The 26,549-nt window shown below is 73.3% G+C and carries 29 protein-coding genes; 16 read left to right on the top strand and 13 right to left on the bottom strand.

Going from position 1 to position 26,549, the window contains the following annotated elements:
- Positions 1 to 44 precede the first annotated feature (44 nt).
- The 11 genes from ACH4PY_RS26895 to ACH4PY_RS26945 all read left to right on the top strand — a co-directional run bounded on the left by ACH4PY_RS26895 (position 45) and on the right by ACH4PY_RS26945 (position 8,613).
- Positions 45 to 368, top strand: coding sequence for a TcmI family type II polyketide cyclase (locus ACH4PY_RS26895; RefSeq protein WP_398188039.1), 324 nt, complete (start codon positions 45 to 47; stop codon positions 366 to 368).
- 2 nt (positions 369 to 370) lie between these two features.
- Positions 371 to 1,642, top strand: coding sequence for a beta-ketoacyl-[acyl-carrier-protein] synthase family protein (locus ACH4PY_RS26900; protein WP_398188042.1), 1,272 nt, complete (start codon positions 371 to 373; stop codon positions 1,640 to 1,642).
- A complete protein-coding gene (locus ACH4PY_RS26905) occupies positions 1,639 to 2,895 on the top strand; it encodes a ketosynthase chain-length factor (protein WP_398188046.1) in 1,257 nt (418 codons plus the stop codon). Before ACH4PY_RS26900 ends, ACH4PY_RS26905 begins: the two co-directional genes overlap by 4 nt.
- Positions 2,895 to 3,158: a phosphopantetheine-binding protein gene (locus ACH4PY_RS26910; RefSeq protein WP_398188049.1), complete on the top strand. Its 264-nt coding sequence runs from the start codon at positions 2,895 to 2,897 to the stop codon at positions 3,156 to 3,158. Before ACH4PY_RS26905 ends, ACH4PY_RS26910 begins: the two co-directional genes overlap by 1 nt.
- Positions 3,155 to 3,940: a 3-oxoacyl-ACP reductase FabG gene (gene fabG, locus ACH4PY_RS26915; RefSeq protein WP_398188052.1), complete on the top strand. Its 786-nt coding sequence runs from the start codon at positions 3,155 to 3,157 to the stop codon at positions 3,938 to 3,940. Before ACH4PY_RS26910 ends, fabG begins: the two co-directional genes overlap by 4 nt.
- Before the next feature lie 31 nt (positions 3,941 to 3,971).
- Entirely contained in the window at positions 3,972 to 4,916 is a 945-nt protein-coding gene (locus ACH4PY_RS26920; RefSeq protein ID WP_398188055.1) for an aromatase/cyclase, read from the top strand.
- Positions 4,917 to 4,949: 33 nt separating this feature from the next.
- On the top strand, positions 4,950 to 5,711 hold the full coding sequence (locus ACH4PY_RS26925; RefSeq protein ID WP_398188058.1) for an SDR family oxidoreductase: 762 nt from the start codon (positions 4,950 to 4,952) through the stop codon (positions 5,709 to 5,711).
- Between the two features lie 179 nt (positions 5,712 to 5,890).
- The gene (locus ACH4PY_RS26930; protein ID WP_398188061.1) at positions 5,891 to 7,339 is read left to right on the top strand and encodes an MFS transporter; all 1,449 of its coding nucleotides are present in this window, start codon (positions 5,891 to 5,893) and stop codon (positions 7,337 to 7,339) included.
- Positions 7,315 to 7,767, top strand: coding sequence for an SRPBCC family protein (locus ACH4PY_RS26935; protein WP_398188064.1), 453 nt, complete (start codon positions 7,315 to 7,317; stop codon positions 7,765 to 7,767). The genes ACH4PY_RS26930 and ACH4PY_RS26935 overlap by 25 nt, the downstream gene beginning before the upstream one ends.
- A gap of 6 nt (positions 7,768 to 7,773) precedes the next feature.
- Entirely contained in the window at positions 7,774 to 8,349 is a 576-nt protein-coding gene (locus ACH4PY_RS26940) for a hypothetical protein (protein ID WP_398188067.1), read from the top strand.
- Between the two features lie 36 nt (positions 8,350 to 8,385).
- The gene (locus ACH4PY_RS26945) at positions 8,386 to 8,613 is read left to right on the top strand and encodes a DUF6059 family protein (protein ID WP_398188070.1); all 228 of its coding nucleotides are present in this window, start codon (positions 8,386 to 8,388) and stop codon (positions 8,611 to 8,613) included.
- Between the two features lie 107 nt (positions 8,614 to 8,720).
- Here the strand turns inward: ACH4PY_RS26945 and ACH4PY_RS26950 are convergent, their stop codons facing one another.
- From ACH4PY_RS26950 to ACH4PY_RS26985, 8 genes are all read right to left on the bottom strand, one after another.
- The gene (locus ACH4PY_RS26950) at positions 8,721 to 9,803 is read right to left on the bottom strand and encodes a TolB family protein (protein ID WP_398188073.1); all 1,083 of its coding nucleotides are present in this window, start codon (positions 9,801 to 9,803) and stop codon (positions 8,721 to 8,723) included.
- Positions 9,800 to 11,074: an MFS transporter gene (locus tag ACH4PY_RS26955; RefSeq protein ID WP_398188076.1), complete on the bottom strand. Its 1,275-nt coding sequence runs from the start codon at positions 11,072 to 11,074 to the stop codon at positions 9,800 to 9,802. Before ACH4PY_RS26955 ends, ACH4PY_RS26950 begins: the two co-directional genes overlap by 4 nt.
- A gap of 3 nt (positions 11,075 to 11,077) precedes the next feature.
- A complete protein-coding gene (locus ACH4PY_RS26960; protein ID WP_398188079.1) occupies positions 11,078 to 11,947 on the bottom strand; it encodes an alkaline phosphatase family protein in 870 nt (289 codons plus the stop codon).
- Positions 11,948 to 12,094: 147 nt separating this feature from the next.
- On the bottom strand, positions 12,095 to 12,640 hold the full coding sequence (locus tag ACH4PY_RS26965; protein WP_398188082.1) for an NUDIX hydrolase: 546 nt from the start codon (positions 12,638 to 12,640) through the stop codon (positions 12,095 to 12,097).
- 9 nt (positions 12,641 to 12,649) lie between these two features.
- Positions 12,650 to 13,771: an adenosylhomocysteinase gene (locus ACH4PY_RS26970; protein WP_398188085.1), complete on the bottom strand. Its 1,122-nt coding sequence runs from the start codon at positions 13,769 to 13,771 to the stop codon at positions 12,650 to 12,652.
- A 3-nt stretch (positions 13,772 to 13,774) separates the two neighbouring features.
- Positions 13,775 to 13,975: a hypothetical protein gene (locus tag ACH4PY_RS26975; protein ID WP_398188088.1), complete on the bottom strand. Its 201-nt coding sequence runs from the start codon at positions 13,973 to 13,975 to the stop codon at positions 13,775 to 13,777.
- Positions 13,972 to 14,406, bottom strand: a complete 435-nt coding sequence (locus ACH4PY_RS26980; RefSeq protein WP_398188091.1) for an ATP-binding protein — start codon at positions 14,404 to 14,406, stop codon at positions 13,972 to 13,974. The genes ACH4PY_RS26975 and ACH4PY_RS26980 overlap by 4 nt, the downstream gene beginning before the upstream one ends.
- A 150-nt stretch (positions 14,407 to 14,556) precedes the next feature.
- Complete coding sequence (locus ACH4PY_RS26985; RefSeq protein WP_398188094.1) at positions 14,557 to 15,795, bottom strand: helix-turn-helix domain-containing protein; 1,239 nt, start codon at positions 15,793 to 15,795, stop codon at positions 14,557 to 14,559.
- A 135-nt stretch (positions 15,796 to 15,930) separates the two neighbouring features.
- On the opposite strand from ACH4PY_RS26985, the gene ACH4PY_RS26990 reads away from it, so the two are divergent.
- Positions 15,931 to 16,407, top strand: a complete 477-nt coding sequence (locus ACH4PY_RS26990) for a hypothetical protein (RefSeq protein WP_398188097.1) — start codon at positions 15,931 to 15,933, stop codon at positions 16,405 to 16,407.
- 11 nt (positions 16,408 to 16,418) lie between these two features.
- Positions 16,419 to 16,955 carry a GNAT family N-acetyltransferase gene (locus ACH4PY_RS26995; RefSeq protein WP_398188100.1) on the top strand — a complete coding sequence of 179 codons (537 nt, stop codon included), beginning with the start codon at positions 16,419 to 16,421 and terminating at the stop codon, positions 16,953 to 16,955.
- A gap of 24 nt (positions 16,956 to 16,979) precedes the next feature.
- Here ACH4PY_RS26995 and ACH4PY_RS27000 read toward each other — a convergent pair whose 3' ends face one another.
- Complete coding sequence (locus ACH4PY_RS27000; protein WP_398188103.1) at positions 16,980 to 17,507, bottom strand: ferredoxin; 528 nt, start codon at positions 17,505 to 17,507, stop codon at positions 16,980 to 16,982.
- A 95-nt stretch (positions 17,508 to 17,602) separates the two neighbouring features.
- Here ACH4PY_RS27000 and ACH4PY_RS27005 point away from each other — a divergent pair, with 95 nt between their 5' ends.
- Complete coding sequence (locus ACH4PY_RS27005) at positions 17,603 to 18,157, top strand: GntR family transcriptional regulator (RefSeq protein ID WP_398188193.1); 555 nt, start codon at positions 17,603 to 17,605, stop codon at positions 18,155 to 18,157.
- Positions 18,158 to 18,207: 50 nt separating this feature from the next.
- On the opposite strand, the gene ACH4PY_RS27010 is transcribed toward ACH4PY_RS27005, so the two are convergent.
- Positions 18,208 to 18,564, bottom strand: a complete 357-nt coding sequence (locus ACH4PY_RS27010) for a winged helix-turn-helix transcriptional regulator (RefSeq protein WP_398188106.1) — start codon at positions 18,562 to 18,564, stop codon at positions 18,208 to 18,210.
- Positions 18,565 to 18,640: 76 nt separating this feature from the next.
- On the opposite strand from ACH4PY_RS27010, the gene ACH4PY_RS27015 reads away from it, so the two are divergent.
- Both ACH4PY_RS27015 and ACH4PY_RS27020 read left to right on the top strand, forming a co-directional pair.
- Positions 18,641 to 19,402, top strand: coding sequence for a group II truncated hemoglobin (locus ACH4PY_RS27015; protein WP_398188109.1), 762 nt, complete (start codon positions 18,641 to 18,643; stop codon positions 19,400 to 19,402).
- Positions 19,403 to 19,529: 127 nt separating this feature from the next.
- Positions 19,530 to 22,526: a bifunctional [glutamine synthetase] adenylyltransferase/[glutamine synthetase]-adenylyl-L-tyrosine phosphorylase gene (locus ACH4PY_RS27020; protein WP_398188112.1), complete on the top strand. Its 2,997-nt coding sequence runs from the start codon at positions 19,530 to 19,532 to the stop codon at positions 22,524 to 22,526.
- 76 nt (positions 22,527 to 22,602) lie between these two features.
- Here the strand turns inward: ACH4PY_RS27020 and ACH4PY_RS27025 are convergent, their stop codons facing one another.
- The 3 genes from ACH4PY_RS27025 to ACH4PY_RS27035 are packed head-to-tail and all read right to left on the bottom strand — an operon-like array spanning position 22,603 to position 26,492.
- Positions 22,603 to 23,568 (bottom strand): phosphatase PAP2 family protein, encoded by a 966-nt coding sequence (locus ACH4PY_RS27025; RefSeq protein WP_398188115.1) that lies wholly within the window; start codon positions 23,566 to 23,568, stop codon positions 22,603 to 22,605.
- A gap of 37 nt (positions 23,569 to 23,605) precedes the next feature.
- The gene (locus ACH4PY_RS27030; RefSeq protein ID WP_398188118.1) at positions 23,606 to 24,715 is read right to left on the bottom strand and encodes a LacI family DNA-binding transcriptional regulator; all 1,110 of its coding nucleotides are present in this window, start codon (positions 24,713 to 24,715) and stop codon (positions 23,606 to 23,608) included.
- 34 nt (positions 24,716 to 24,749) lie between these two features.
- A complete protein-coding gene (locus ACH4PY_RS27035) occupies positions 24,750 to 26,492 on the bottom strand; it encodes a glycoside hydrolase family 13 protein (protein ID WP_398188121.1) in 1,743 nt (580 codons plus the stop codon).
- Between the last annotated feature and the right edge of the window lie 57 nt (positions 26,493 to 26,549).

Below are 26,549 nucleotides of genomic sequence, written 5' to 3' on the forward strand. Positions count from 1 at the left end.
TCGGCAGGTACCAGGACCGGACCGGACCGAAAGAGGGTACTGACATGCACAGCAGCTTGATCGTCGCGCGGATCGAACCCGGCGGCGGCAGCGACGTGGCCCGGTTGTTCGCGGACTTCGACCGCACCGAGATGCCGCACCTGATGGGCACCCGGCGCCGGCAGCTGTTCCAGTTCCGCGGCCTGTACTTCCACGTGCAGGACTTCGACGAGAACAACGGCGGCGAGCGCATCGAGGAGGCCAAGGCCGACTCGCGCTTCGTGCGGATCAGCGAGGACCTCAAGCCGTACATCCAGGCCTACGACCCCGCCACCTGGCGCTCGCCGGCCGACGCGCTCGCGACGCGTTTCTACAACTGGGAGGCGTGACGGTGTCCACCCGGCGAGTCGTCATCACAGGGGTGGGCGTGCTGGCCCCCGGCGGTATCGGCGTCAAGAACTTCTGGAGCCTGCTGTCCGAGGGCCGTACCGCGACCCGGCGGGTCAGTTTCTTCGACCCCACCCCGTTCCGCTCCCAGGTCGCCGCCGAGATCGACTTCGATCCCGAGCTGTTCGGCCTGAGCCCGCAGGAGATCCGCCGCATGGACCGCTCCGTGCAGCTCGCGGTGGTCGCCGCCGGTGAGGCGGTGGCCGACAGCGGCCTGGACTTCGAGGCCCTGGACCCCTTCCGCACCGGCGTCACGCTGGGCAGCGCCGTCGGCGCCACGATGGGCCTGGACCAGGAGTACCGCGTCGTCAGCGACGGCGGCCGGCAGGACCTGGTCGACCACGAGTACGCCGTACCGCACCTCTACAACTACCTGGTGCCCAGCGCCGGCGCCGCCGAGGTCGCCTGGCGGGCCGGTGCCCAGGGCCCGACGTCGGTGGTCTCCACCGGCTGCACCTCGGGCATCGACGCGGTCGGCTACGCGGTCGAGGTGATCAGGGAGGGCGCCGCCGACGTCATGGTCGCCGGCGCCACCGACGCGCCCATCTCGCCGATCACGCTGGCGTGCTTCGACGCGATCAAGGCCACCACCCCGCGCAACGACGACCCCGAGCACGCCTCGCGGCCCTTCGACGGCACCCGCAACGGCTTCGTCCTGGGCGAGGGCTCCGCGATCTTCGTCCTGGAGGAGCTGACCGCGGCCCGCCGCCGCGGCGCGCACATCTACGCCGAGATCGCCGGCTACAGCTCGCGCTGCAACGCCTTCCACATGACCGGGCTGCGGCCCGACGGGCTGGAGATGGCCGAGGCCATCCGGGTCGCCATGGACCAGGCGCGGATGAACCCCGAGGAGATCGACTACATCAACGCGCACGGCTCGGGCACCAAGCAGAACGACCGGCACGAGACCGCGGCGTTCAAGCTGAGCCTTGGCGAGCGCGCCCGGCAGGTCCCGGTCAGCTCCATCAAGTCGATGGTCGGGCACTCGCTCGGCGCGATCGGCTCGATCGAGATCGCCGCCTCGGTGCTGGCGATGGCCGAGAACGTGGTCCCGCCCACGGCGAACCTGCACACTCCCGACCCCGAGTGCGACCTGGACTACGTCCCGCTCACCGCCCGCGACTGGCGCACCGACGCGGTGCTCACCGTCGGCAGCGGGTTCGGCGGCTTCCAGAGCGCCATGGTGCTGGCCGCCGCCGACCGGAGGATCACATGACCGCCGCCACCACCGTCGTCACCGGCCTCGGTGTCGTCGCCCCCAACGGGCTGGGCGCCGCGGCCTACTGGGACGCCACCCGCGGCGGCAAGAGCGGCATCGGCCGCGTCACCCGCTTCGACCCGTCGCAGTACCCCGCCCGGCTGGCCGGGGAGGTCCAGGGCTTCGTCGCCGAGGACCACCTGCCCGGCCGCATGATCGTGCAGACCGACCACATGACGCGGATGGCGCTGGTCGCCGCGGACTGGGCGCTCGCCGACGCCTCGATCGAGCCGCGCGGCCTGGACGGCTACAGCATGGGCGTGGTCACCTCCAGCTCCGCGGGCGGCTTCGAGTTCGGCCAGGGCGAGCTGCAGAAGCTGTGGAGCCGCGGCAGCCAGTACGTCAGCGCCTACCAGTCCTTCGCCTGGTTCTACGCCGTCAACAGCGGCCAGATCTCCATCCGGCACGGCATGAAGGGCCCCAGCGGGGTCGTCGTCAGCGACCAGGCCGGCGGTCTGGACGCGCTGGCGCAGGCCCGCCGCAAGATCCGCAGCGGCACCCGGCTGATGGTGTCCGGCGGGGTCGACGCGACGATCTGTCCGTGGGGCTGGGTCGCACAGCTGGCCGGCGGCCGGATGAGCACCAGCGACCAGCCCGCCCACGCCTACCTGCCCTTCGACGCCGATGCCTGCGGCCACGTGCCCGGCGAGGGCGGCGCCATCCTGATCCTGGAGGAGGCCGGTGCCGCCGCCCTGCGCGGCGCCCGCGTCTACGGCGAGATCGCCGGGTACGGCGCCACCTTCGACGCCCCCGCGGGCACCGGACGCGACGGGGCCTTCCGCAAGGCGATCGAGGTCGCCCTCGCGGACGCCGGAGCGGACGCGGACGACGTCGACGTCGTCTTCGCCGACGCGGCCGGCATCCCGGAGCTGGACCGCGCCGAGGCCGTCGCGATCAACCAGGTCTTCGGCGAGCGCGGGGTGCCCGTCACCGCGCCCAAGACGATGACCGGCCGGCTCTACTCCGGCGCCGGAGCCCTGGACACGGCCACCGCGCTGCTGTCCGTCCGGGACGGCGTCATCCCGCCCACCGTCAACTCCGACCCGGCCGCCGACTACGGCATCGACCTGGTCACCGGCCGTCCCCGGGTGCGCCCGGTCCGCAGCGCGCTGATCCTGGCCCGCGGCTACGGCGGCTTCAACTCGGCGCTGCTGGTACGGGCCGGCAGCCGCGCCACCACCGGATCGGACTCCACCGAAGGGACACGCTGATGACTGCCCGGCAGTTCACCCTGGACGACCTCAAACGCATCCTCGTCGAGTGCGCCGGCGCCGACGACGCCGTGGACCTCGACGGCGACATCCTCGACCAGGGCTTCGAGGAGATCGGCTACGAGTCGCTGGCCATCCTGGAGACCGGCGGCCGGATCGAGAACGAGTACGACGTCATCATCGACGAGTCCGTGCTGTCGGTGCACGTCACCCCGCGCGAGCTGATCACCGCGGTCAACGAGCTGCTGACGGTCTCGGCATGAGCGCCGCCGACCGCCCCGTCGCCCTGGTCTCCGGGGCGACCAGCGGGATCGGCCTGGCCGTCGCCCGTCTGCTGGCCGTCCAGGGGCACCGGGTCTTCCTCGGCGCCCGTGACGCCGGCAACGTCGAGGCCACCGTCAAGGAGCTGCGCGCCGAGGGCCACGAGGTCGACGGCCGCACCCTCGACGTCCGCGACGACACGGCCGTGCGCGAGTTCGTCGCGGCCGCCGTCGACCGGCTCGGCACCGTCGACGTCCTGGTCAACAACGCCGGGCGCAGCGGCGGCGGTGTCACCGCCGACATCCCCGACGAGCTGTGGCACGACGTCATCAACACCAACCTCAACAGCGTCTTCCGGCTGACCCGCGAGGTGCTGACGACCGGCGGCATGCGGCACAAGAGCCGCGGCCGGATCATCAACATCGCCTCCACCGCGGGCAAGCAGGGCGTCATCCTCGGCGCCCCCTACTCGGCGTCCAAGCACGGTGTCGTCGGCTTCACCAAGGCCCTCGGCAACGAGCTGGCCCCGACCGGCATCACCGTCAACGCGGTCTGCCCCGGCTACGTCGAGACGCCCATGGCGCAGCGCGTCCGGGAGGGCTACGCGACCGCGTACGACACCACCGAGCAGGCCATCCTGGAGCGCTTCACCGCCAAGATCCCGCTCGGCCGCTACTCCACGCCCGAGGAGGTCGCCGGTCTGGTCGGCTACCTCGCCTCGGACGCGGCCGCCTCCATCACCGCCCAGGCCCTCAACGTCTGCGGTGGCCTGGGCAACTTCTGACCCCCGCGACCCCGCGACAGGAGGAACGAGCATGACACAGCCCGTGGTTCGCGAAGTCGAGCACGAGATCACGGTCGCCGCCCCGGCCCGCGAGGTCTACCGGCTCATCGCCGAGGTGGAGAACTGGCCGCGGATCTTCCCGCCCACCATCCACGTCGACCAGGCCTCGCAGGGCGCCGGGCGCGAGCGCATCCGGGTCTGGGCCACCGCCAACGGCGCGCCCAAGAACTGGACGTCGCAGCGCGCCCTGCACCCCGACACGCTGCGCATCGACTTCCGCCAGGAGGTCTCCACCCCGCCGGTCGCCGCGATGGGCGGCGCCTGGATCATCGAGCCGCTGTCGGCCGGGCAGTCCCGGGTCCGGCTGCTGCACGACTACCGGGCGATCGACGACGACGCCGACGGCCTGGCCTGGATCGACCAGGCCGTGGACGGCAACTCCCGCTCGGAGCTGGCCGCGCTGCGCGCCAACCTGGAGTTCGTCGTCGGCTCCGAGAAGCTGACCTGGTCCTTCGAGGACACCGTCCACATCAACGGCAGCGTCAAGGACGTCTACGACTTCATCAACGAGGCCGGCCTGTGGTCCGAGCGGCTGCCGCACGTGGCCCGGGTGAACCTCCAGGAGCCCGAACCGGGCCTCCAGGAGCTGGAGATGGACACCCGCTCGCCCAACGGCTCGGTGCACACCACCAAGTCCTACCGGGTCTGCTTCCCGTACGACCGCATCGTCTACAAGCAGACCACCCTGCCGGTCCTGATGAGCCTGCACACCGGCCGCTGGAGCTTCCGCCCCACCGCCTCCGGCGTCGCGGCCACCTCCCGGCACACCGTCGTGCTGCGCCCGGAGAACGTCACCTCCGTGCTCGGCCCGGACGCCGGCGTCACCGAGGGCCGCGAGCACGTCCAGCACGCCCTGAGCACCAACTCCCGCACCACCCTCGGCTACGCCAAGACGTACGCCGAGTCGCGGGCCTGATCCCACCAGCGCACCCCCCACGAGGAGGACCACATGGGCAACAAGCTCTCCGGCAAGACCGCGCTCGTCACCGGGGCGAGCCGCAACATGGGCCGCGCGATGGCCCTGCGGCTGGCCGCGGACGGCGCGCTGGTCGCCGTGCACTACAACACCGCCAAGGACGAGGCCGAGGCCGTCGTCGAGACCGCCCGGCAGGCGGGCGGCAAGGCCTTCGCGGTGGGCGCCGAACTCGGCGTCCCCGGCGACGTCGACACGCTCTTCGAGGCGCTGGAGGCGGGCCTGACCGAGCACGCCGGCTCCACCGCGCTGGACATCCTCGTCAACAACGCCGGGGTGCTGGGCGGCATCAAGCCGGAGGACACCACCTCCGAGCAGTTCGACCGGATCCTCGCGGTCAACGCCAAGGCGCCGTTCTTCCTCATCCAGCGCGCGCTGCGGAACATGCCCGACGGCGGCCGCATCGTCAACATCTCCTCCGGGCTGACCCGCACCTCCAACCCGGACGAGATCGCGTACGCGATGTCGAAGGCCGCCGTCGAGATGCTCGGGCTGCACTTCGGCAAGTACCTCGGCCCGCGCGGCATCACCGTCAACAGCGTCGCCCCCGGCATCACCCGCAACGACAACCCGGTCTTCCAGATGCCCGAGGTCGTCACCGCGATGGCGTCGCTGTCGGCCTTCAACCGGGTCGGCGAGCCCGAGGACGTCGCGGACGTCGTGGCCTTCCTCTGCTCGGAGGACGCCCGCTGGATCACCGGCGCGTTCATCGACGCCAGCGGCGGCACGCTGCTCTGACCCGCACCACGGGCCCCACGCGTACGGCGGCCCTGCCCGACCGCCGTACGCCCCTCCGGGCGCCGCCCGGACCTGCCCCGGGCCGTGCCCCGGACCTTCACCGCCGACGAGCCCCGCCGAGGAGCCCCTCCGACAAGCGCCGCCCCCGAGAACCGCCGTCCCCGACCGCGGGAGCCGCCATGAAGACCGCGCCGCAACGGACCGCGACCGGCACCGCCCCGCCGCCCGGGGGCCTGCTGGCCGTCCTGGCAGGCAACATGCTCATCGACGCCCTGGAGGTCTCGGCGACCCTGGTCGCCCTGCCCGCCCTGGGCCAGGACTTCCACCTCGCGCCCAGCACCGCCCAGTGGGCCATGACCGCCTTCGCCATCGGCTTCGGCGGCCTCATGCTCTTCGGCGCCCGGGTCGTCGCCATCCACGGCGCCCGCCGCGCCTACCTGTGGGCGCTGCTGGCCTTCGCCGCCGCCTCGCTGGTGGCCGGTGTGACCGGCAGCTTCGCGCTGCTGGTCGCCTGCCGCGTGGTGAAGGGCTTCTGCGCCGCGCTCACCGCGCCCACGGGCCTGGCCATCATCATGAACACCTTCCCCGAGGGCCCGCACCGCAGCCGCGCCATCTCCGTCTACACCGTCTTCGGCGCGGGCGGCTTCACCGGCGGACTGCTGCTGTCCGGCCTGCTCACCGACATCAGCTGGCGGTGGACGCTGGCGACCCCGGCCCCCGCCGCGCTGCTGCTGTTCCTGCTGGGCCTGCGCATGATCCCGCGCTCCGCCCCCGCCGTCGGGCCGCGCCGCCGCTACGACGTCGCCGGCGCCCTGAGCGCCACCGGCGCCCTGGTGTGCCTCGACCTGGCCATCGCGTCCTCACCCGCGCACGGCTGGTTCAGCGCCCAGGTCGGTGCCGCGGCCGCCGGGTTCGCCGTGCTGTGCGCGCTGTTCGTCGCGGTGGAGCGTACGGCCAAGGACCCGCTGGTGCGGCTGCCGCTGCGCACCGGCGGCACCATGGCCCGCTCCGCGCTGGGCGCCGGCGCGCTCAACGGCTCCTACCTGGGGCTGCTGGTCGTCGTCACGTTCCAGTTCCAGACCACCCGGGGATGGTCGCCGCTGCAGACGGCGCTGGCCATCCTCCCGGCGAGCGTCCCGCTGGCCCTCGTCGCCCTGCACTCCGGGCGCATGATCGCCCGCTTCGGCACCCGCCGGCTCATCGCGTACGGCGCCCTGCCGCCGCTCGCCGGCTACCTGCTCTACCTGCGGCTGCCCGCCCACCCCGACTACGTGACCGCGGTCCTGCCCACCATGATCCTGGTCGGGCTGGGCTTCGTGCTGTCGTTCGCCGCCCTCAACACCCAGGCCACCTCGGGCCTCGCCCCCGCCGAGCGCGGCGCCGCGGCGGCCCTCTACCAGAGCGCCGTCCAGATCGCCGCGGTCGTGGCCCCCGCCCTGGCCGCCGCCCTCTTCCAGAACGGGCTGGGCGGTACGGGCAACGGCGGGCTGCGGCCCGCGGTATGGCTGGTGGTCGCGATCGGCGCGATCGGACCGGTGGCCGCACTGACCACGTACCTGCTGCCGCGCCCGCCGCGGCGCGCGACCCCAGGAGGACAGGAACCATGGACGAGGCGAGTATCTGGGTGAAGGCCGCCCCGGAGACGGTGTGGGCCCTGGTGGCCGACCCCACCCGCTACGGCGAGCTGAGCCCGGAGAACATCGGCGGCCGCTGGGCGAACAACTCGGTCCCGCGCGCCGGGGCCGTCTTCAAGGGCACCAACAAGCGCGGCGTCATGCGCTGGACGACCACCTGCACGGTCCTGGAGTACGACGCGCCCAAGCGCTTCTCCTTCCAGGTCACCGAGTCGAACATGCGCTGGGGCTACCGCCTGGAGCCCGAGGCCGGCGGCACGCTGCTCACCGAGTGGCGCGAGCACGCCGGGCCCATGCCCGTCGCCGCCCGTATCTTCACCGCCTCCCGGCTGCTCGGCCGGGACCGCGAGCAGATCATGGTCGACGGCATGCGCACCACCCTGGAACAGGTCAAGCGCGCCGTCGAGACCGGCCGCGGGTAACCGGCGATGCGCGGTCTGAGCCGGTACGAGAGCGCCGTCGCCCTGCGCTACGGGATCGCCGACACCGCCGACTTCACCCGGCAGGCACTCGCGATCCTCGACACCCGCGCGGGCGACTACCGCGGATACGGCGTCACCCGGGCGCTGATCCACCCCCTGACCCTGCACCTGGCCACCCACCCCGGGCACAGGGGCGTACGGCTGCGCACCGGCGGCGCGCCGCACACCACCGACCCCGGCACGCTGGAGCTCGACGCGGCCATCGAGCCCGGCCCGCGCGGCAGCCTGCGGCTGGCCGGGCTCGGCCCCGTACCGCTGCCGCTGCGCCGCGGCACCGTGGACGCCGTGCGCTGCGCGACCCTGGTCTTCGGCCTCGGCGACATCGACAGCGACGGCCCGAGCGCCGAATTCGGCGTCACCGTACGCCCCGAGGCCGGGCTCCAGTGCGCCTACGCCTCCGGCACCGCGCGCGACCCGTACACACCGCGCTGGGAGATCTCGGTGCGCCCGGCCGCCGTCGCCCACCGCTCCCCGTCCGTGCCGGCCGCGATGGGGTGGATCGCCGCGGACTGCCTGGCCTGACGACCGGCCGTCCCCGCCGGGAAGGAGCCCGTGCCCGTGCCCGCACCGCTGCGACGGTTCCTGCTCCTGGTCGGGCGGGCCCTGCGCGACTACGGCTACTTCCACATCTGCCCGCCGCCGCTCCCGCCACCCGCCCCGCCGCCGGGGGCGCCCCCCGCCCCGGGCCACCCGGAGAAGCTGGTGCCGCTGCCCGACCACGAACGCCGCTGGTGGCAGGACCTCGAAACCCGCCTCACCGGCGGCGGTTCCGCCGACCGGCCCTGAACGACCCCTGAACGGCCCCCTGAACGACTCCTGACCGCGCGGCCCTCGGGCCGCGCGGTCTTTTTTGTTTTCCGGCCTCTCCCGCGCTCTACCCGGCTCGTCCGGGGTCAGCCGAGCCAGGCGGGGGAGAGGGCGGACGCGGTCAGCGGGGCCGGGGCGCCGGTGCCGTCGGCGGGGACGGTGAACAGGTCGGAGCCGTAGTCGCCGGGCAGCGAGTAGGAGAGCGTGTCGCCGTCGACCCACACCGCCTGGTCGTCTACGTTGCGGGACTCGGCGGTGGGATGGTCCTTCAGCGTCGCCAGGTCCAGGACGTACAGCCGCCAGGGGGCGTCGGGGTCGAGCCCCGGGACGCGCTTCTTGAAGGCGATGCGCGTCCCGTCCGGCGAGAGCGAGGGGCACTCGACGTTGGTGCGCAGTGTGACGGCGGTGCGCGTCGCCACGTCGCCGCGGATCAGGTACGTGCGGCCGCCGGTCGCGGCCGTGGCGTAGAAGTGCGTGTCGTCCGAGAAGGTCACGCCCCAGTAGTTGAGGTCGGCGGCGCGCAGCCGCTTGCCGTCGCGGGTCAGCGTGTAGTCCTCCAGCGTCGGCTGGAGGGCGCCGGTGCGGGTGTCCAGGATCGTGGTGCGGGTGGAGAAGTCGGTGCCCGCGTACGAGTCGCCGCCGACGAAGACCGTCCAGGCCGCCATCCGCCCGCTGGGGGAGACCCGGGCGCGGGTCGGGATGCCCACGAGGTCCACGTGCCGGGTGGTGCGCAGGTTCCGGTCGAGGACGAGGGCGCGGTAGCTGTCGTTGACCGCCCCGCGCTCCGCCTGGAGGCACACCCCGGTGCCGCCCGCGGCGTAGAAGCGCAGGCACTTCACACCGGAGGCGGTGCGCGGGCCGTTCGGGTCGGCCGCCGGGACGCTGGCCAGCTCGTCGCGGTGCGGGCCCCACGCCATGGAGCGGAAGACGATCCGCCGCCCCGCGCCGGGCGCGAGCGACACGTCCCCGGCGTGCACCGCGGGCCCGCCCGCCTGCACCTGGTTCTTCCGGTCCGCCCGGTCCGCCGCCCGCCACACCGCGACCCCGCCGACGAGCGCGAGCACCAGGACCCCGGCGAGGAGCACGAGCAGCTTGCCGCGCGTGCTGAGGGGGGCGTCGCCGGAGGGGCGGGCGTCCTCTTCCGTCGGTCCCTGGCCGTCCTCGCTCATCCGATCCCCTCCGCGGGTCGCAGCCGTACCGACAGCAGCACGCCCGCCAGCAGCGCGACCGCCGCGCCGGTGAGCGCCGAGCGGTCGCCGAACGCGGTCCAGGCCGCGCCGAAGGCGATCGAGCAGAAGAAGCGGGCGGCCGCCTGGCCGGTCTGCACCAGAGCGAGCCCGCTGGAGCGCAGCGCCGCCGGTACGGAACCGGCCGCCGCCGCCATCAGCACCCCGTCGGTGGCCGCGTAGAACGTGCCGTGCAACGCGAGCACCGCGTACGGCAGCACGCCCGCCCGCAGGTGCGACAGCAGCAGTCCGTACGCCAGCAGCAGCGCGAGGTGGCCGCCGACGAAGACGCGCCAGCGGCCCACCCGGTCCGCCCACCGGCCGAGCGGCACCGCGAGCAGCAGGAACGCCGCCGCCGTGCCCAGCGGCAGCAGCGCGAACCAGCGGTCGGGCACGCCGAGGCGGCGCTGGAGCATGAGGTAGACGAAGGAGTCGCTCACGGTCGCCAGGCCCAGCGCCATCGCGCACAGCGCGAGCCCGCGCAGCTCCCGCCGCCCGAGCAGGGCGACGGCGGCCCGCAGCGAGGCCCGCGGCGCGTCCTTCCCTGGCGTGCCCGCCGCCTCCCGTACCCGCGCGGGCACGAACAGCAGCAGCACCAGCACGCCCACCGCCGCGACGCAGAAGCTCACCGTGAAGACCGCGTCGTAGCCCTCCGCCGCCCGGCGCAGGATCAGGAAGGCGACCAGCGGGCCGAGCAGCGCGCCCGTGGTGTCCATCGCGCGGTGCACACCGAACGCCCGCCCGCGCGCCCCCGGCTCGCTGGAGAGCGAGATGAGCGCGTCGCGCGGCGCGGTGCGCAGCCCCTTCCCCGTACGGTCGGCGGCGAGCACCGCGCCGATCAGCGGCAGGGTGTGGACGGCGAGCAGCAGCGGCTTGCACAGCGCCGACAGCCCGTAGCCGAGGACGGCGACCCGCTTGTGCCGCCCGCCGCGGTCGGCGAGGTGGCCGCCGACGAGCCGGACGAGCGCGCTGAAACCGTTGTAGACGCCGTCCAGCAGACCGAAACCCAGCGGGGACAGGCCGAGTCCGGTGACCAGGTAGAGCGGCAGCACCGCGGTGACCATCTCCGAGGAGACGTCCGTGATCAGGCTGACCGCGCCCAGCGCGAGCACGGTGGAGGCCACGGCGGACCGCCGCCCGGGGCGTGACGTGCCCCGGGCGGCGGCCGGCGAGGCCACCGCGGGTGTGCTCGCGCGGCTCTCGCTGACGTACATCGGTCAGCTGGACCAGATGCCGGTGATGTCCGACGCCGAGGCGGCCTGCCCGGCGTGCGAGGACGTGCCTGCCAGGTCCTCCAGCGTCCGCAGCAGGTTGTAGTGGTTGTAGGTGGTCGACACGGACGAGCCCGCCTTGACCGGCTGGCCGTAGAAGACGGTCGGGATGCGGTTGCCGCTCAGCGAGTTGTCCTCGTCGAAGGTGACGACGAGCAGGCTGTTGTGCGTCTTGGCCCAGGTCGCGTACGCGCCCAGGTTGTTCTTGATCCAGGTGTCACCGGTCGACACCGAGCAGTCGTGCATGTCGCTGCACAGGTTGGGCACCACGAACGAGGTCGTGGGCAGCGTCGAGTAGTCCGTCGGGAACTGCGCGAAGGTCTTCGCGGACGAGGTCGGCACGTTGGAGAAGCCGAACCACGGGTTGTGCTTCTGCGCGTAGTTGCCGCTCTTGCAGGTGGTCGAACCCTGGCTGGGCAGCGTCTCGTTGTAGCTGCCGAACGTCTTGCCCGCGGCGGCGACCTCGGAGCCGAGGTTCGCGGCCGAGCTGAAGCCGATGGTGACACAGCTGTCGGACGTGACGCCCTGAGTGGAGCCGGAGAACAGGGCGTAGTAGTTCGGCTGGCTGGGGTGGGTGATCGCGTGGCTCTGCGTCAGGTTGGCGCCGCCGGTCGCGAGCGAGTTGATGTACGGGGCGCTGGAGCTGCCGATCACCTGGCTGTAGGCGTGGTTCTCCATGACCACCACGACCGTGTGATCGGGCGTCGGTACGGAACCGGCCGCCTGGGCGTTCCCGCCGAGCCCGGCCCACAGGCCGGCAGAGGCGGCGGCGAGCCCGCCGGCGGTCAACAGGGCGGTACGGCTACGGCTGCGCACGGATTACCTCCGGTGAGGGGGGTGGGGGAAGGACGCGCGTGCGATGTGCATGCCAAAGTTAGGAGCGCGACGGGAACGCGCGAGCGGTGCGCCAGGTGAAGATCACGCGAACGCTGCGGTACGCCCGGTGTACGCGGGGTGAGCGGGTCAGCCCAGCCTGCCGCGCAGGGCCTCGCCGCTGAGCGTGCGTGCGGGCTGCCAGGCGAAGCCGGTGACCTCCTCCGCCTGGAGGGCGGTGACGTCGGCGACGTCGGCGGCCTCGGTGCGGAAGAGGTAGCGGACGTCGTAGTGCTGGTGGGCGGGTTCGCCCTTGGCGGGGTTGGCGGGGATGGGGTGCACGTCGATGTGCAGGGGGATGGGACTGACCGGGGTGACGCGCTCGGCCGGGATCCCCGTCTCTTCGCTCAGCTCCCGCAGGGCGGCGCCGAGGAGGGTGTCGTCGCCGTCCTCCAGGTGCCCGCCGGGGAAGAGCCACGTACGGAGGGCCTTGTGCCGGATGAGCAGGACGCGCTCGTCAGGCCGGAGCAGCAGCGCCCCGGCGGTGACGTGCCCACGGAATTCCTTGCGCGAGGTGATGGTGCCGGGCGTGTCGGCGAGGGAGTCGGCGAGGGCGCCGAGCCCGTCCCCGTCCTCGGGGTACCGGTCCAGGTAGCAGCTCAGGGTGTCGCGGATGTGCTGGGCGGTGATGGCCATGGGTCCTCGTCAGCGGTTGAAGGCGGCGAGCCAGGCGTCGGCGATGACGGCCCGGTCGGCGGCGGGCAGTTCGTGCATACCAGGCGCGAGGCTGTTGCGGCTGAGCGTGTGGAGGGCGGCGAGTATCTCGGCCTGCACGAGGAAGATGAAGGGGCCGACGCTGGCGCCGTGCAGGAAGTTGACGGCGTTGCCGCCGTTGAGCAGATAGAAGTAGTGCCCGGTGGTCTGGCAGCGGGTGACGTGGTCGGTGTCGCGGCTCCGCTGGTAGACGGAGGGGAGCCCGTCGAGGTCGAGCTCGTCCTCGCTGCTGGTGACGGTGGCGACGTAGGCGCCGTTGCGGAGGCTGGAGAAGTCCTCGGCGCGCAGGGACAGCGCCCCGGTGGCGCACAGCACGAGCCCCGCGTCGCGGAGGGCGCGGTCACGGTCGCGCGCGACGGCAAAGCCCTGACTGAGCGCCTGCGTACGGCGGATGGGGTCGATGTCGTGCACGGTGACCTGGACGCCCTTGGCGTGCAGGAGCCGGGCGATGCTGGAGCCGAGCTTGCCGAAGCCGATGACGAGGGCGGGGCGGCCGTGCAGGATGTCGCCGCGCTCGCGCATGAGGGCTTCGGTGGAGAAGACGACGGACTGCCCGACGAGGTAGTCCTCGGGGTCCTTCAGCGGCGAGCGCGCCACGGAGACGACGGGGCAGGGGAGCTTGTCGAGTTCGGCGTATCGCTTGTGGCCGTTCTCGGTGTCCTCGACGACGCCGAGGAGCGTCCCGGAGAAGCGCTCGGCGAGGGCGCGCAGGGTGGGCGCGAAGTAGCCGCCGACGTCGAGGAGGACGACGCGTTCCCCGGCGGCCCGGGTCTCGATGTACTCCACGGCCTGGTCGGGGTCGATGAAGGCCTCGCGGGAGAGCGGGTCGCAGGGTGCGATGCGCTCGACCTCGCGCTTGGCGGCGGGGGAGACGGACTTGGGCTTCGGGAGGACCGCCCGCAGCTTCGAGGCGGCGGCCACGGCCCTTACGAAGCTGGGGCGTTCGGGCAGCAGGTGCGTGACGAGGAACGCGGACGGCGGCTCATCCGCGCGGAAGCGGGCCGCGACCTTGCTGAAGTAGGCGTCCAGGCGGGCGCGTTCGAAGGACTCCACGGTTCACCTCTCTTCCGGGGTGTCGGGCTGGCGGGGTGTGATGAGGGTGAGGTGTTCGTCGGAGTCGGCGGTCCACGGGAGGACAGGTCCGCGTACGGGTCGGAGGACGTAGACGCCGTGGCGGACGTCGGCGATGACGGCCTGGCGGCCGGTGGCCTCGTCCGTGACCTGGTCGCCGACCCAGGGCCGTCCGTTGCGGGTCATGCGGCGGGGTCTCCTTCGAGCAGGCCCCAGACGCGCTTGCCGAACGGGAGGGGTTCGGTGCCCCAGCGGGCGGTGAGCGCTTCGACGAGGTTCAGGCCGCGCCCGCACTCGGCGAGGTCCTCGGCGTCGCGCCGCTCGGGCCGCTGCTTCGACCGGTCGACGACGTCGATCCGGACCTGCCCGTCCGCCGGGCGGCTGACCGTCACCCGGATGAGCCGCCCCTTCGTGTGCCGGGCGGCGTTGGCGACCAGCTCGGTGACGACGAGGGCCCCGTCGTCCGCCAGGCCTTCGAGGCCCCACGTGCGGAGGGCGGTACGGACGAGCAGGCGGGCGTCGTCGGCGCTTTCCGCTGCGCAGGGCAAGGTGCGGGAGTAGTCGGGGCCGATGGGCTGGTGCCGTATCGGCTCCGGGGTTTGCCCTGCCGTCTGCATGGCGGCCGTTTTCCGCTGGGCCTCCATCTCGCCCTCCCGGTGCGTAGCGGTGGTGGGGCTTCACGCTACGTTCGGTGAACGGGTGGATACAGACGCGTTCCGTGGTCCTTTGACGGCACGTCAGCAACGCGGGTGCACGGAGCGTGCACCTTATGGCGCGGCGAAGAAGGCCGCGAGTTCGCGCTGCGCCGCGCTCGTACGGCCGCTGAGCTGCTGCACGTGGTGGAAGGTCTGCGCCGCCATCTGCTGGTGCCGCAGCCACTCAGGGGTCTCCGCGTGGAGGCGCTTCAGCACTCCCAGGGCGTCGGCCTTGTGCTTGAGGGTGGCGTGCGCCGCTGCCACGTCCAGCAGGTGGCGGCGCATGAACGTGCTGTCACCGGCCTGCGCGACGCGTTCGGCCAGGCTGATCACCATGGCGGGATGGTCGGCGACGAGGTGGTTCTCGATGCCCTGGAAGGCCACCGTCCGCCAGTCGAAACGGCCCCAGCTCGACTCGGACACGGCGGTGCCGCCCGCGAGCGCGGCCCCTGCGGTGCGGCCCATGCGCAGCATCTCCCGGGCCTCGGCCGCCCGGTTGTTGCGCGCCGCCGCGGCGCTCGCGTGCACCAGCAGCTTGCCCCAGGCGCCCAGGTCCCGCCTCGACGCACGGGAGATGCGCGGCTCGACCGCCTCCGCGGTGGCGACGCTCACCTGCTCGGCCTCGTCGAGACGCCCCTGCCGCATGAGCAGCCAGCCCTGCTGGTAGACGGCGCCGGCGAGCAGATCCAGCGCGCCCACCGCGAGCGCGTCGGCGATCGCGTCCCGCAGCGCGATGTGCGCGAGGTCGTACGCGCGGACCTGTGTGAGGTAGCGGCCCGCCATCTGCAGTACGTCCGAGCGGATCCGCAGCGCGGCCTCGCGCTGGGCCCCGCCGTCGAAGTGGGCGACGGCCGCGTGCGCGGAGTGCACCAGCGGCGGCAGGAGTTCGGCCACGGTGGCGTAGGCGTCGCGGTGGTACGCGCGGGCCACCGTCCCGACGGCCTCGCCCAGCCGCGCGAGATCGGGCTCGCCGACCTCGGCACCGGGGGCGGTGATCCGGCCGCCCGGCCCGACCGGCGGGGTGATCGCCTGGCGGAAGTACAGCAGCTCGACCTTGTCCCCGTCGTCCCGCCGGGTGTGGTGCGGTCCCGCCGGATCCAGCAGCGTGGACGTCCGCACGCCGAGCACCCGCGCGATCGCGTGGTACGTCTCCAGCCGCCCGGTCCCCCCGCCTTCGAGCTTCTTGACGACGCTGAGGGAGAGCTCGGTCCGCTCGGCCAGCTGCTCCTGCGTCAGCCCGCGCGAGAGCCGCGCACGTTTGAGGACGTCGCCGGGCAGAACCCCGGACGGATGGTCGGCACGGTAAGTCATGCTGGACTCCGATGTTCTGACCCCTCGACACTAGGAACGGTACGTCGCCGCCTTCCGCGGAGCCACAGGTTCAGGTCGGTCGTACACCCAGGCATGACGACGACGTGCGTCCGTCCCCCACGGAGGGAGCGACTCATGCGCCTGGGCATCACCGGCCACCGAGGGCTGTCCGCGGAGGTCGAACAGCAGGTCCGTGACGGCTTGCGCCAGGTGATCGCGTGGCACGGCGCCGACGCACTGGTCGCCGTCTCCTGCCTCGCGGACGGCCCCGACTCCTGGTTCGCCGAGGCCGTACTCGACCACGGCGGCCGGATCGAGGCCGTGATCCCCGCCGATGAATACCATGCGGGCCTCCCGCCCGAGCACCACGCCACGTACGACGCGCTGCTGCGCCGGGCCTCGGAGGTGCATCGCACCGGGTTGCGCGAGTCGACGTCCGAGGCGCACCAGGCGGCCAGCGAGATCATGGTCGGCCTCGTCGACCGGCTCGTTGCCGTCTGGGACGGCAAACCCGCCCGCGGATACGGCGGCACCGCCGACGCGGTCGGCTACGCCCACAGGACCGGTGTACCGGTCGAAGTGGTCTGGCCCAAAGGGGTCAGCCGGGACTGAAGGAGCCGTGCATGACGGCCGCCCCCGCTCTCGACCTCCGTCACTACACGCACGACGACCTGCCGCGGATACGGCAGACGATCCTCGACGCCCACGCCGCCGCGTACGCCGGGGACATGACGGAGTTCGACGAGCGCTTCCCCTGGTTCGTCGACCACTGGGGCGGCGATCCCGGTTTCGCCTGCGTGATCGCCTATGACGGGGACCACGCGGTCGGCTTCGCGTACGGGGCCCCGGGGAAACCCGGGCGCGAGTGGTGGCGCGACCACCTCGACCCGGCGCCGGAGAAGCACCGCACCTTCTCGTACTCCGAGTTGGCCGTCGTCCCGCGCTGGCGGAAGAAGGGCGTCGCGGAACAGCTCTCCCGCGTCCTCATGGACGGCCGTGCGGAGGACCTGGCGGTGCTGCTGGTGGACGTCCAACACCCCCGCGTCCAGGCCCTCTACGAGTCCTGGGGGTATCGCAAGGTCGGTGAGCGTCAGCCGTTCCCGGACTCGCCGGTGTACGCCGTCATGATCGTCGAGCTGACGCTGACGCAGGCCCCGTAAGCGCGGGGCGCCCCGCACCACCGGTCAGAGCACGGGCAGCCGGTCCGTGGCCGCCGGGGAGCGCCGCTCCGCCAGCCAGAAGAGGTAGACGCGCAGGTGCGACGCCAACTCTCCCCCGATGTAGGCGGCGTACTCCAGAGCGGCGGCGGCCACCCCCTGCCCGACCTGCGCGTCGTCGGCCTCCCAGTCGGCCCGCCGATCCGCCAGGTACTCGACGACCCGCCGCCGCTCCCGCCACCACTCCCGGACCGACGCCGGCGTCCAGTGGCTGTCCCCGTCGCAGCCGTATCCGCCGAAGACCTCCTGCTGGGCCGCGTCGACGAGTTGCTGAAGCTCCTCCGGATTCCGCGGCTGCCGGTACACGTACTCGGTGAAGTATTCGGCCTCGTAGAGAACGAGCCCCGGGGCGTGGAGCCTCCCCGTCCCGCAGTTGTCGGTCTCGGCCCCGTAGAACGGCCCCGGTACGTTGAGCCACTTCCGCTCCGACCACTGCCCCCGGAAGGAATCACGGGCGTCGCCGAGCAGAGGCACCGCGTCGAAGTAGACGTCCACGGCGGCATGCTAACCGCGCGCGGCGTCGATCTCGGCCCACCCCGTCTTCCCGATCCCGTGCGGGCGCGGGGTGACGCCGTGCCGGACGGCGAGGGCTGCCGTACCAGCGCATTGCGCGGGAGCTGAGGGAGCAGATCGAGGCGGGGCGGTACGGGGCGGGGGAGCGGTTGCCGGGGGAGAACGACCTCATGGCCCGGTACGGGGTCGCGCGGATGACGGCGCGGCAGGCGTTCGGGGTGATGCAGGCCGAGGGGGTGGCGGAGGCGCGCAAGGGGGCCGGGGTGTTCGTGCGGGGCTTCCGGCCCGTGCGGCGGCGGCGCTTCGTGCTGGACGGCAAGCCGGTGCTGCTCGCGACCTCGTACTTTCCGGCCAGGATCGTCACCGGGCCCCGTGTCACGGAGGAGGACACCGGGCCTGGTGGGGTCTACGCCCGGCTCGCCGAGCTGGGGTACGAGCCCGTGCGGTTCCGGGAGGAGGTCCGGGCGCGGATGCCCTCCGGGGAGGAGGCGCGGCGGTTGGAGCTGAGGGCCGGCACGCCCGTCGTGCTGGTCTGCCGTACGGCGTACACGGGTGACGGCACTCCCGTCGAGGTCAACGAGATGGTGCTGGACTCCGCCGCCTATGTGCTGGAGTACGCCTTCGGGAGCTGAGCGCGTGGCGCAAGAACGACCCTCACCGCGCCCCGCGGCAGCGGAATCGCTCATTCCAGGGGCGGGAACCGGACTCCGGTGCGGGTTGCGCGGGACAGGCCCCACGCGTAGAGCGCCTCCAGGACGGGGGCGAGGCTCGCGCCCTCTTCCGTGAGGCGGTACTCGACGACCTCCGCGCCTTTGGGGCCCGCCGCCGTGCGGTGGATCAGGCCGCGGGATTCCAGGGTGCGCAGGCGCTGGACCAGCATTTTCTCGCTCACGGCGGGGATCCGGCGGCGCAGTTCGCCGTAGCGGTGGACGCCCTCCTTGAGGTGGGCGAGGATCACCGTGGCCCACTTGCCGCCGATGGTCTCCAGGGTCAGTTCGACGGGGCAGGAGGGGCCCCGGGGCGGGGGGACGGTCGTCATCCGCGGTGTCCTGTTCCGGCTACGTACCACCCGGTGGGTTCTTGCCACCGGCCCCGCGCCTTGTTTGGGTCGTTCCATGATTGTCGAGTACATCCGTTACCGGATCGCCGAATCCGACCGGCAGGGGTTCGAGCAGGCGTACGCGCGGGCCGCCGTACCGCTCGGGCAGGCCGAGCAGTGCGTGGACTACGAGCTGGCGCGGTGCGCCGACGACCCGGGCGCGTACACGCTGCGGATCCGCTGGACCTCCGCCGCGGACCATCTGGAGGGCTTCCGCGAGGGCGAGCACTTCCCGGCGTTCTTCGCCGAGATCAGGCCCTACGTCCAGGCCATCGAGGAGATGCGGCACTACGAGGTCACCGACGTCGTGGGCAAGGGCGGCTCGGTGCCGACGCTGTACGCGTGGGCGGGCGGCGCGGAGGCCTTCGACCGGCTCTTCACCCGCTTCTACGCGCGCGTCGCGGAGGACGAGGTGCTCGCGCCGGTCTTCGCCGGGATGAGCCCGGACCACCCGCAGCACGTCGCCGCCTGGCTCGGCGAGGTCTTCGGCGGCCCCGCCCGCTACAGCACCGGGCACGGCGGGCACCGCCACATGGCGTCCCGGCACCTGGGCCGGGGCCTGACCGAGGAGCAGCGGCGGCGCTGGGTCGCGCTGCTCACCGACACCGCGGACGAGGTCGGGCTGCCGGGCGACCCGGAATTCCGCGCCGTCTTCGCGTACTACCTGGAGTGGGGTACGCGGATGGCGCTGCTCTACTCCGGCCCGAACCCGCCGCCGCTGCCGGAGTCGCCGATGCCGCGCTGGGACTGGGGCATCACCCCGCCCTACCGCGGCTGACCCGGCCGCCCGGCCCGCCCCGGAAGCGGCCCCGCCCCGTCCCCTGCCCCGTTCCGGGGCGGTCCCCCGCCGGGGCGCGGGTCACAGGGCGGGCCGATATGGTGGACGGGACGGACCGGGAGGGCCGATGCAGGGACGCCGCAGCAGTACGTTCACCCGACTGCTCCGGCACGGGTTCACCGACCCCGCGGGAGCCGAGCGGCTGCTCGACGGGGACGCGCTCGCGGAGGTCCGTACCGATCCGGTCCTGCTGGAGGCGCTGGGCGCCACCGCGGACCCCGATCTCGCGCTGCTCGGGCTGGTCCGCCTGGTGGAGGCGCTCGCGCCCGAGGAGCGCCGGGCGCTGCTGGACACCGTGACGACGGCGAAGCCGCTGCGCGACCGGCTGCTGGGCGTGCTGGGCGCGTCCGAGGCGCTCGGCGACCATCTGGCCCGGCACCCCGCGGACTGGCACGCGCTCGTCACGTACGAGGCCGCGGATCTGCACCCGGGGGTCGCCGAGTTCGAGCGGGGCCTGGCCTCCGCCACCGACCCGGACGCGCTGCGCGCCGCCTACCGGCGCTGCCTGCTCGGCATAGCCGCCCGCGACGTGTGCGGGACCAGCGACCTGGTGCGTACCGCCGCCGAGCTGGCCGACCTCGCCACCGCCACGCTGCGTGCGGCGCTGGCCATCGCCTCCGCCGAGACCCCGCAGGACGCCGCGGCCGCCCGGCTCGCCGTCATCGGCATGGGCAAGTGCGGCGGCCACGAGCTGAACTACGTCTCGGACGTCGACGTCATCTTCGTCGCCGAGCCCGCCGACGGCGTCGCGGAGACCGAGGCACTCCAGGCCGCGACCCGGCTCGCGGTCCGCATGATGCGGATCTGCTCCGACACCACCGCCGAGGGCACCATCTGGCCCGTCGACCCCAACCTGCGGCCCGAGGGCAAGAACGGCCCGCTGGTGCGGACGCTGTCCAGCCACCTGGCGTACTACGCGCGCTGGGCGAAGACCTGGGAGTTCCAGGCGCTGCTCAAGGCCCGCCCGGTCGCGGGCGACCCGACGCTCGGCGCCGACTACCTGGCCGCGATCCGCCCGCTGGTGTGGCAGGCCGCCGAACGCGACCACTTCGTCACCGACGTGCAGCAGATGCGCCGCCGGGTCGTCGACAACATCCCCGCCGCCCAGGTGGAGCGCGAGCTCAAGCTCGGGCCCGGCGGCCTGCGGGACGTCGAGTTCGCGGTGCAGCTGCTCCAGCTCGTGCACGGCCGCACCGACCCCTCGCTGCGCAGCGCCACCACGCTCACCGCCCTCGGGCAGCTCGCCGAGGGCGGCTACGTCGGCCGCGCCGACGCCGCCTCGCTGGACGCCGCCTATCGCTTCCTGCGGCTCATGGAGCACCGCATCCAGCTGTACCGGATGCGCCGCACCCACCTCGTCCCCGACGACGAGGCGGGCCTGCGCCGGCTCGGCCGCGGCCTCGGCTACCGCTCGGAGCCGGTCGTGAGCCTCAACCGGGAGTGGAAGCGGCACGCCATGGAGGTGCGGCGGCTGCACGAGAAGCTCTTCTACCGCCCGCTGCTGGAGTCCGTCGCCCAGCTCGGCCCCGGCGACACCCGGCTCAGCACCGACGCCGCCCGCCAGCGCCTCCAGGCGCTCGGCTACGACGACCCGGCCGCCGCGATGCGCCACCTGGAGGCGCTCGCCAGCGGGGTGAGCCGTGCCTCGTCCATCCAGCGCACCCTGCTGCCGGTGCTGCTCGGCTGGTTCGCGGACTCCGCCGACCCGGACGCCGGCCTGCTCGGCTTCCGCAAGGTCTCCGACGCGCTCGGCAAGACCCCCTGGTATCTGCGGCTGCTGCGCGACGAGGGCGCCGCCGCCCAGCGGCTGGCCCGCGTGCTGTCCTCCGGGCGGCTCGCCCCCGACCTGCTGATGCGCGCCCCCGAGGCCGTCGCGATGCTCGGCTCCGCCGAAGGCCTGGCCCCGCGCGACCACACCGCGCTGGAGCAGGAGGTGCTCGCCGCGGTGGGCCGCGCCGACGGCCCCGAGCAGGCCATCGCCGCCGTCCGCGGGGTGCGCCGCCGCGAGCTGTTCCGCACCGCGGCGGCCGACCTCGTCGACACCTACGGCGACGACGTCGAGCGGGAGGCCGACCGGGTGCTGCCCGCCGCCCTCACCGACCGGGTCGGCTGCGCGGTCTTCGGCCTGACCTCCGCGACGGTTGCGGGCGCGCTGCGGGCCGCCGTCAACGCCGTGACCGACAACGACGCCCGGCCGCTGCCCACCCGCTTCGCCGTCATCGGCATGGGCCGCTTCGGCGGCCGCGAACTCGGCTACGGCTCGGACGCCGACGTGCTGTTCGTGCACGAGCCCCACGACGGCGCCGACCAGGAGGAGGCCGGGCGCGCCGCGCTCGCCGTCGCCAACGAGCTGCGCCGGCTGCTCCAGATCCCCACCGCCGACCCGCCGCTGCTGGTCGACGCCGACCTGCGGCCCGAGGGCAAGAGCGGCCCGATGGCCCGCAGCCTCGCCTCCTACGAGGCCTACTACCGGCGCTGGTCACTGGTGTGGGAGAGCCAGGCCCTGCTGCGGGCCACCCCGGTCGCCGGCGACGAGGGGCTCGGCGGGCGCTTCACCGCGCTGGTCGACCCGCTGCGCTACCCGGCGGACGGCCTGGAGGACGAGGCCGTACGCGAGATCCGCCGGCTCAAGGCGCGGATGGAGTCCGAGCGGCTGCCGCGCGGCGCCGACCCGACGCTGCACGCCAAGCTGGGCCGCGGCGGGCTGTCCGACGTCGAGTGGACGGTGCAGATGCTCCAGCTCCAGCACGCCGGGCGGCTCCCCGAGCTGCGCACCACCGGCACCCGGACCGCGCTGGCCGCCGCCACGGGGGCGGGGCTGATCGACCCGGCGGACGCGGAGGTGCTGGACGAGGCGTGGGTGCTGGCCACCCGGGTCCGCAACGCCGTCATGCTGGTCCGCGGCCGCCCCGGCGACACCTTCCCCGGCGACGCCCGCGAGCTGGCCGCGGTCGGCCGCTACCTGGGCTTCCCGCCCGGCCACGTCGGCGACATGCTCGACGACTACCGCCGCCGCACCCGGCGGGCGCGGGCGGTCGTGGAGCGCCTGTTCTACGAGGGCTGAGGCCGCCCCCGGCCAACGGGGGCCGGGCCAGTAGGGCGACGAAGGCGGGCCCCTCACGACCGCGCGGGCCGGGCCCTCACGACCGGAGCTTGCGGCCCCGCACGATGGCCCCGCCGTCGCCCGCCTTGTCCTCCAGTATCAACGCGCCCGTCGCGAACTTCGGCAGCGCGTACACCCACCGCCCGTAGATCAGGCACACCAAGCCGAAGCCGAAGGCCAGGCACACCGCGCCGCCGACCGCGTCCATCCAGAAGTGGTTGCCGGTCGACACGATCACCAGCAGCGTGAACACCGGGTACAGACCGCCGAGGATCCGCGCCCACAGCGGTTTGGCGAGCGAGATGACGGTGATCCCGCACCACAGCGACCAGCCGATGTGCATCGACGGCATGGCGGCGTACTGGTTGGACACCTTCGCCAGGCTGCCCTGCGACAGCGAGCCCCAAGTGTGGTGCACCAGCACCGTGTCGATGAAGCCGCCGCCCGCCATCAGCCGCGGCGGGGCCAGCGGGTAGGCCCAGAAGCCGATCAGGGCCACCCAGGTGGTCACGAACAGCACCAGCCGGGCGGGGCCGTAGCGCGACGGATGGTAGAGGTACAGCCACACCAGCACACCGATGGTGATGAAGAAGTGCAGCGTGGCGTAGTAGTAGTTCATCCCCACGATCAGCCACGTCACCGAGTCCATGGTGTGGTTGACCGAGCGTTCGAACGCCAGCCCGAGGTGGTGCTCGAAGGACCAGATGTCGGCGGCGTGCCGCAGCGCCGTCTCCTTCTGCTCCGGGACCGCGTTCCTGATCTGCGAGTACAGCCAGTAGCTGACGCCGATCAGCAGGATCTCGAACCAGAACTTGGGCTGTCGTGGGGTGCGCAGCCGCTCCAGCAGCGTACGGGCCAGGCCCGGCTCACCGGTACCGCTCCCACCGGACGAGCCGGACGTGCCGGACGTGGCGAGGGTGGCCCGGGATCCGCTGGAGCGCTGCGCAGAGGCGGAGTGGTCATCATCCGTCTGATTCGCGGTCTTCGCAGTCGGTTCCCCCATAGGACACCAGTCTGCCAGATGTGTCCCCTGGTACGGCTCAGACTCCCGCCGGATCGTCGCCCGACCGGGTGGTACGCGCCACCGCGCCCCGCGCGGGCAGCGGCGCGCCCGGCGCTCCCTGCGCGCCCTGCCCGCTCGGGCCCGCCGCCGTCGAGCCGCGGACGACCAGCTCGGGCAGGAACACGAACTCGCTGTGCGGCGCCGGGGTCCCGGCGATCTCCTCCAGCAGCGCGTTGACCGCGGCCTGGCCCATCGCGGTGACGGGCTGCCGGATCGTGGTGAGCGGCGGGTCGGTGAAGGCGATCAGTGGCGAGTCGTCGAAGCCGACGACCGACACGTCACCGGGAACGTCGAGGCCCTGCTGACGGGCCGCCCGGATCGCGCCGAGCGCCATCATGTCGGAGGCGCACACGATCGCGGTGCATCCGGCCGATATCAGCGCCCCGGCCGCGGCCTGCCCGCCCTCCAGGGTGAACAGCGAGTGCTGGATGAGCCCCTGCGCCTCGTCCTGCGTCATGCCGAGCACCTCGGTCATCGACGCGACGAAGCCCTCGATCTTGCGCTGCACGGGGACGAAACGCTTCTGCCCGACCGCGAGGCCGATCTGCCGGTGCCCCAGCGCCGCCAGATGGGTGACCGCCAGCCGCATCGCGCCGCGGTCGTCGGGCGACACGAAGGGGGCGTTGACCCTCTCCGTGAAGCCGTTGATGAGCACGAAGGGCACGCCCTGGCCCTGCAGCCGGGCGTAGCGCTCCATGTCCGCGGTGGAATCGGCGTGCAGGCCCGAGACGAAGATGATGCCGGCCACACCCCGCTCCACGAGCATCTCCACCAGCTCGTCCTCGGTGGAGCCGCCGGGCGTCTGGGTGGCCAGCACCGGCGTGTAGCCCTCGCGGGTCAGCGCCTGCCCGATGATCTGGGCGAAGGCGGGGAAGATCGGGTTCTCCAGCTCGGGCGTGATGAGCCCGACCAGGCCCGCGCTGCGCTGGCGCAGCCGGACGGGGCGCTCGTACCCCAGCATGTCGAGCGCGGCCAGCACTGATTCGCGGGTGGTGGCGGACACGCCGGGCTTGCCGTTGAGAACCCGGCTGACCGTCGCTTCGCTGACCCCCGCCTGCGCTGCGATGTCTGCGAGCCGCGCGGTCACAGCACCGGATGCTATTGGACGGAATGCCACCACGTCAGATCGCCCACCAAATTGTCGTGTCAGCGGCAATTGTGACGGCGACGCCGCCGGTGCCGTGAGAGTCACCGTTCGTCCCCGTGTCCCCCGCGCGGCTGGACAGCAGCGCCCGGCCGCCCGGCACGGTCACCGTGACCGGATCCGCGGTGAGGTTCACCAGGCACACGAAGCCCTCGCCGCCGTCCGCGGCGGCCGCGTCCCGCCGGAAGGCCAGCACACCCTCGGGCGCGTCCAGCCACTCGACCCGGGTGCCCGCGCCCAGCGCCGGGTGGCTGCGGCGCAGCTCCAGGGCCGAGCGGTACATCTCCAGCGTCGAGTCCGGGTCGCCGGTCTGCGCCTCGACGCTCAGCCCGGCCCAGCTCGCCGGCTGCGGCAGCCAGCTCGGGCCGCCCACGACCGGCCCGAAGCCGTACGGCGGCTCGCCGCCCGACCACGGGATCGGCACCCGGCAGCCGTCGCGGAAGCCGTCCTGTCCGGCGGCGCGGAAGAACGACGGGTCCTGCCGCACCTCGTCCGGCAGGTCGGTGACGTCCGGCAGGCCCAGCTCCTCGCCCTGGTAGAGGTACGCCGAGCCGGGCAGCGCGAGCATCAGCAGGGTCGCGGCCCGCGCGCGGCGCAGGCCCAGTTCGGCGTCTCCCGGGTCGCGCAGCTGGGTGCCCAGACCCGGCGGGTTCGCGAAGCGGGTGGTGTGCCGGGTGACGTCGTGGTTGGACAGCACCCAGGTGGCGGGGGCGTCGACCGCGCCCATGACCGTCAGCGAGCGGTCGATGACCCGGCGCAGCTCGGCGGCGTCCCAGGAGGTGCCCAGGTACTCGAAGTTGAAGGCCTGGTGCAGCTCGTCGGGCCGCAGGTAGAGCGCCGCGCGCTCCAGCGTGGGCGTCCACGCCTCGGCCACCCCGATGCGCTCGCCCGGGTACTCGTCGAGGATCCGCCGCCAGCCGCGGTAGATCTCGTGCACCCCGTCCTGGTCGAAGTACGGCATGGGCGCGCTGCCCAGCAGCGACAGCTGCTCGGCGTGGCCGATGTCGGGCAGGCCCGCGGCCTTGACCAGGCCGTGCGCGACGTCGATGCGGAAGCCGTCGGCGCCGAGGTCGAGCCAGAAGCGCAGCACGGAGCGGAATTCGTCGTGCACCGCCGGGTGGTCCCAGTTGAAGTCCGGCTGCTCGGGCGCGAAGAGGTGCAGATACCACTCGCCGGGCGTGCCGTCCGGGTTCGTGGTGCGGGTCCAGGCGGGGCCGCCGAAGATGGACTCCCAGTCGTTGGGCGGCAGTTCGCCGTCCGCGCCCTTGCCGGGGCGGAAGTGGAAGCGGTCGCGCATCGCGCAGCCGGGGCCCTCGCGCAGCGCCTGCTTGAACCACTCGTGCTGGTCGGAGCAGTGGTTGGGCACGAGGTCGACGATGATCCGCAGGTTCAGCCCGTGGGCGGTGCGCACCAGGTCGTCGGCGTCGCTGAGGGTGCCGAACATCGGGTCCACCGCGCGGTAGTCGGCCACGTCGTAGCCGGCGTCGGCCTGCGGGGAGGCGTAGAACGGCGACAGCCACACCGCGTCCACGCCGAGGTCGCGCAGGTACGGCAGCCGGGCGGTGATGCCGGGCAGGTCGCCCATGCCGTCACCGTTTCCGTCGGCGAAACTGCGCGGGTACACCTGGTAGATGACCGCATCGCGCCACCAGTCTCTGTGCCCGGCGGCGGCAGCGGGAGCGGCGGCGGAGCGGGGCGCGTCGGAGAGGTGCTGGCTCATGGATTCCCTTGTCGGGTGCGGGTCCGCCGCCCCGCCCCGGAGCGACCGGGGCGGGCG

The sequence above is a fragment of the Streptomyces sp. NPDC021224 genome, assembly GCF_044332905.1.
Classification (GTDB): domain Bacteria; phylum Actinomycetota; class Actinomycetes; order Streptomycetales; family Streptomycetaceae; genus Actinacidiphila.

What these genes read in the sequence shown, in the direction of transcription:
- ACH4PY_RS26920 (WP_398188055.1), top strand. Translation starts at nt 3,972, where the DNA reads ATGACACAGCCCGTGGTTCGCGAAGTCGAGCACGAGATCACGGTCGCC.
- ACH4PY_RS26950 (WP_398188073.1), bottom strand. Translation starts at nt 9,803, where the DNA reads ATGAGCGAGGACGGCCAGGGACCGACGGAAGAGGACGCCCGCCCCTCC.
- ACH4PY_RS27020 (WP_398188112.1), top strand. Translation starts at nt 19,530, where the DNA reads ATGCAGGGACGCCGCAGCAGTACGTTCACCCGACTGCTCCGGCACGGG.
- ACH4PY_RS27035 (WP_398188121.1), bottom strand. Translation starts at nt 26,492, where the DNA reads ATGAGCCAGCACCTCTCCGACGCGCCCCGCTCCGCCGCCGCTCCCGCT.
- ACH4PY_RS26965 (WP_398188082.1), bottom strand. Translation starts at nt 12,640, where the DNA reads ATGGCCATCACCGCCCAGCACATCCGCGACACCCTGAGCTGCTACCTG.
- ACH4PY_RS26935 (WP_398188064.1), top strand. Translation starts at nt 7,315, where the DNA reads ATGGACGAGGCGAGTATCTGGGTGAAGGCCGCCCCGGAGACGGTGTGG.
- ACH4PY_RS26995 (WP_398188100.1), top strand. Translation starts at nt 16,419, where the DNA reads ATGACGGCCGCCCCCGCTCTCGACCTCCGTCACTACACGCACGACGAC.
- ACH4PY_RS27025 (WP_398188115.1), bottom strand. Translation starts at nt 23,568, where the DNA reads ATGGGGGAACCGACTGCGAAGACCGCGAATCAGACGGATGATGACCAC.
- ACH4PY_RS26910 (WP_398188049.1), top strand. Translation starts at nt 2,895, where the DNA reads ATGACTGCCCGGCAGTTCACCCTGGACGACCTCAAACGCATCCTCGTC.
- ACH4PY_RS26930 (WP_398188061.1), top strand. Translation starts at nt 5,891, where the DNA reads ATGAAGACCGCGCCGCAACGGACCGCGACCGGCACCGCCCCGCCGCCC.
- ACH4PY_RS26925 (WP_398188058.1), top strand. Translation starts at nt 4,950, where the DNA reads ATGGGCAACAAGCTCTCCGGCAAGACCGCGCTCGTCACCGGGGCGAGC.
- ACH4PY_RS26985 (WP_398188094.1), bottom strand. Translation starts at nt 15,795, where the DNA reads ATGACTTACCGTGCCGACCATCCGTCCGGGGTTCTGCCCGGCGACGTC.
- ACH4PY_RS26940 (WP_398188067.1), top strand. Translation starts at nt 7,774, where the DNA reads ATGCGCGGTCTGAGCCGGTACGAGAGCGCCGTCGCCCTGCGCTACGGG.
- ACH4PY_RS26990 (WP_398188097.1), top strand. Translation starts at nt 15,931, where the DNA reads ATGCGCCTGGGCATCACCGGCCACCGAGGGCTGTCCGCGGAGGTCGAA.
- ACH4PY_RS26895 (WP_398188039.1), top strand. Translation starts at nt 45, where the DNA reads ATGCACAGCAGCTTGATCGTCGCGCGGATCGAACCCGGCGGCGGCAGC.
- ACH4PY_RS27010 (WP_398188106.1), bottom strand. Translation starts at nt 18,564, where the DNA reads ATGACGACCGTCCCCCCGCCCCGGGGCCCCTCCTGCCCCGTCGAACTG.
- ACH4PY_RS26975 (WP_398188088.1), bottom strand. Translation starts at nt 13,975, where the DNA reads ATGACCCGCAACGGACGGCCCTGGGTCGGCGACCAGGTCACGGACGAG.
- ACH4PY_RS26905 (WP_398188046.1), top strand. Translation starts at nt 1,639, where the DNA reads ATGACCGCCGCCACCACCGTCGTCACCGGCCTCGGTGTCGTCGCCCCC.
- ACH4PY_RS27015 (WP_398188109.1), top strand. Translation starts at nt 18,641, where the DNA reads ATGATTGTCGAGTACATCCGTTACCGGATCGCCGAATCCGACCGGCAG.
- ACH4PY_RS26955 (WP_398188076.1), bottom strand. Translation starts at nt 11,074, where the DNA reads ATGTACGTCAGCGAGAGCCGCGCGAGCACACCCGCGGTGGCCTCGCCG.
- fabG (WP_398188052.1), top strand. Translation starts at nt 3,155, where the DNA reads ATGAGCGCCGCCGACCGCCCCGTCGCCCTGGTCTCCGGGGCGACCAGC.
- ACH4PY_RS26980 (WP_398188091.1), bottom strand. Translation starts at nt 14,406, where the DNA reads ATGCAGACGGCAGGGCAAACCCCGGAGCCGATACGGCACCAGCCCATC.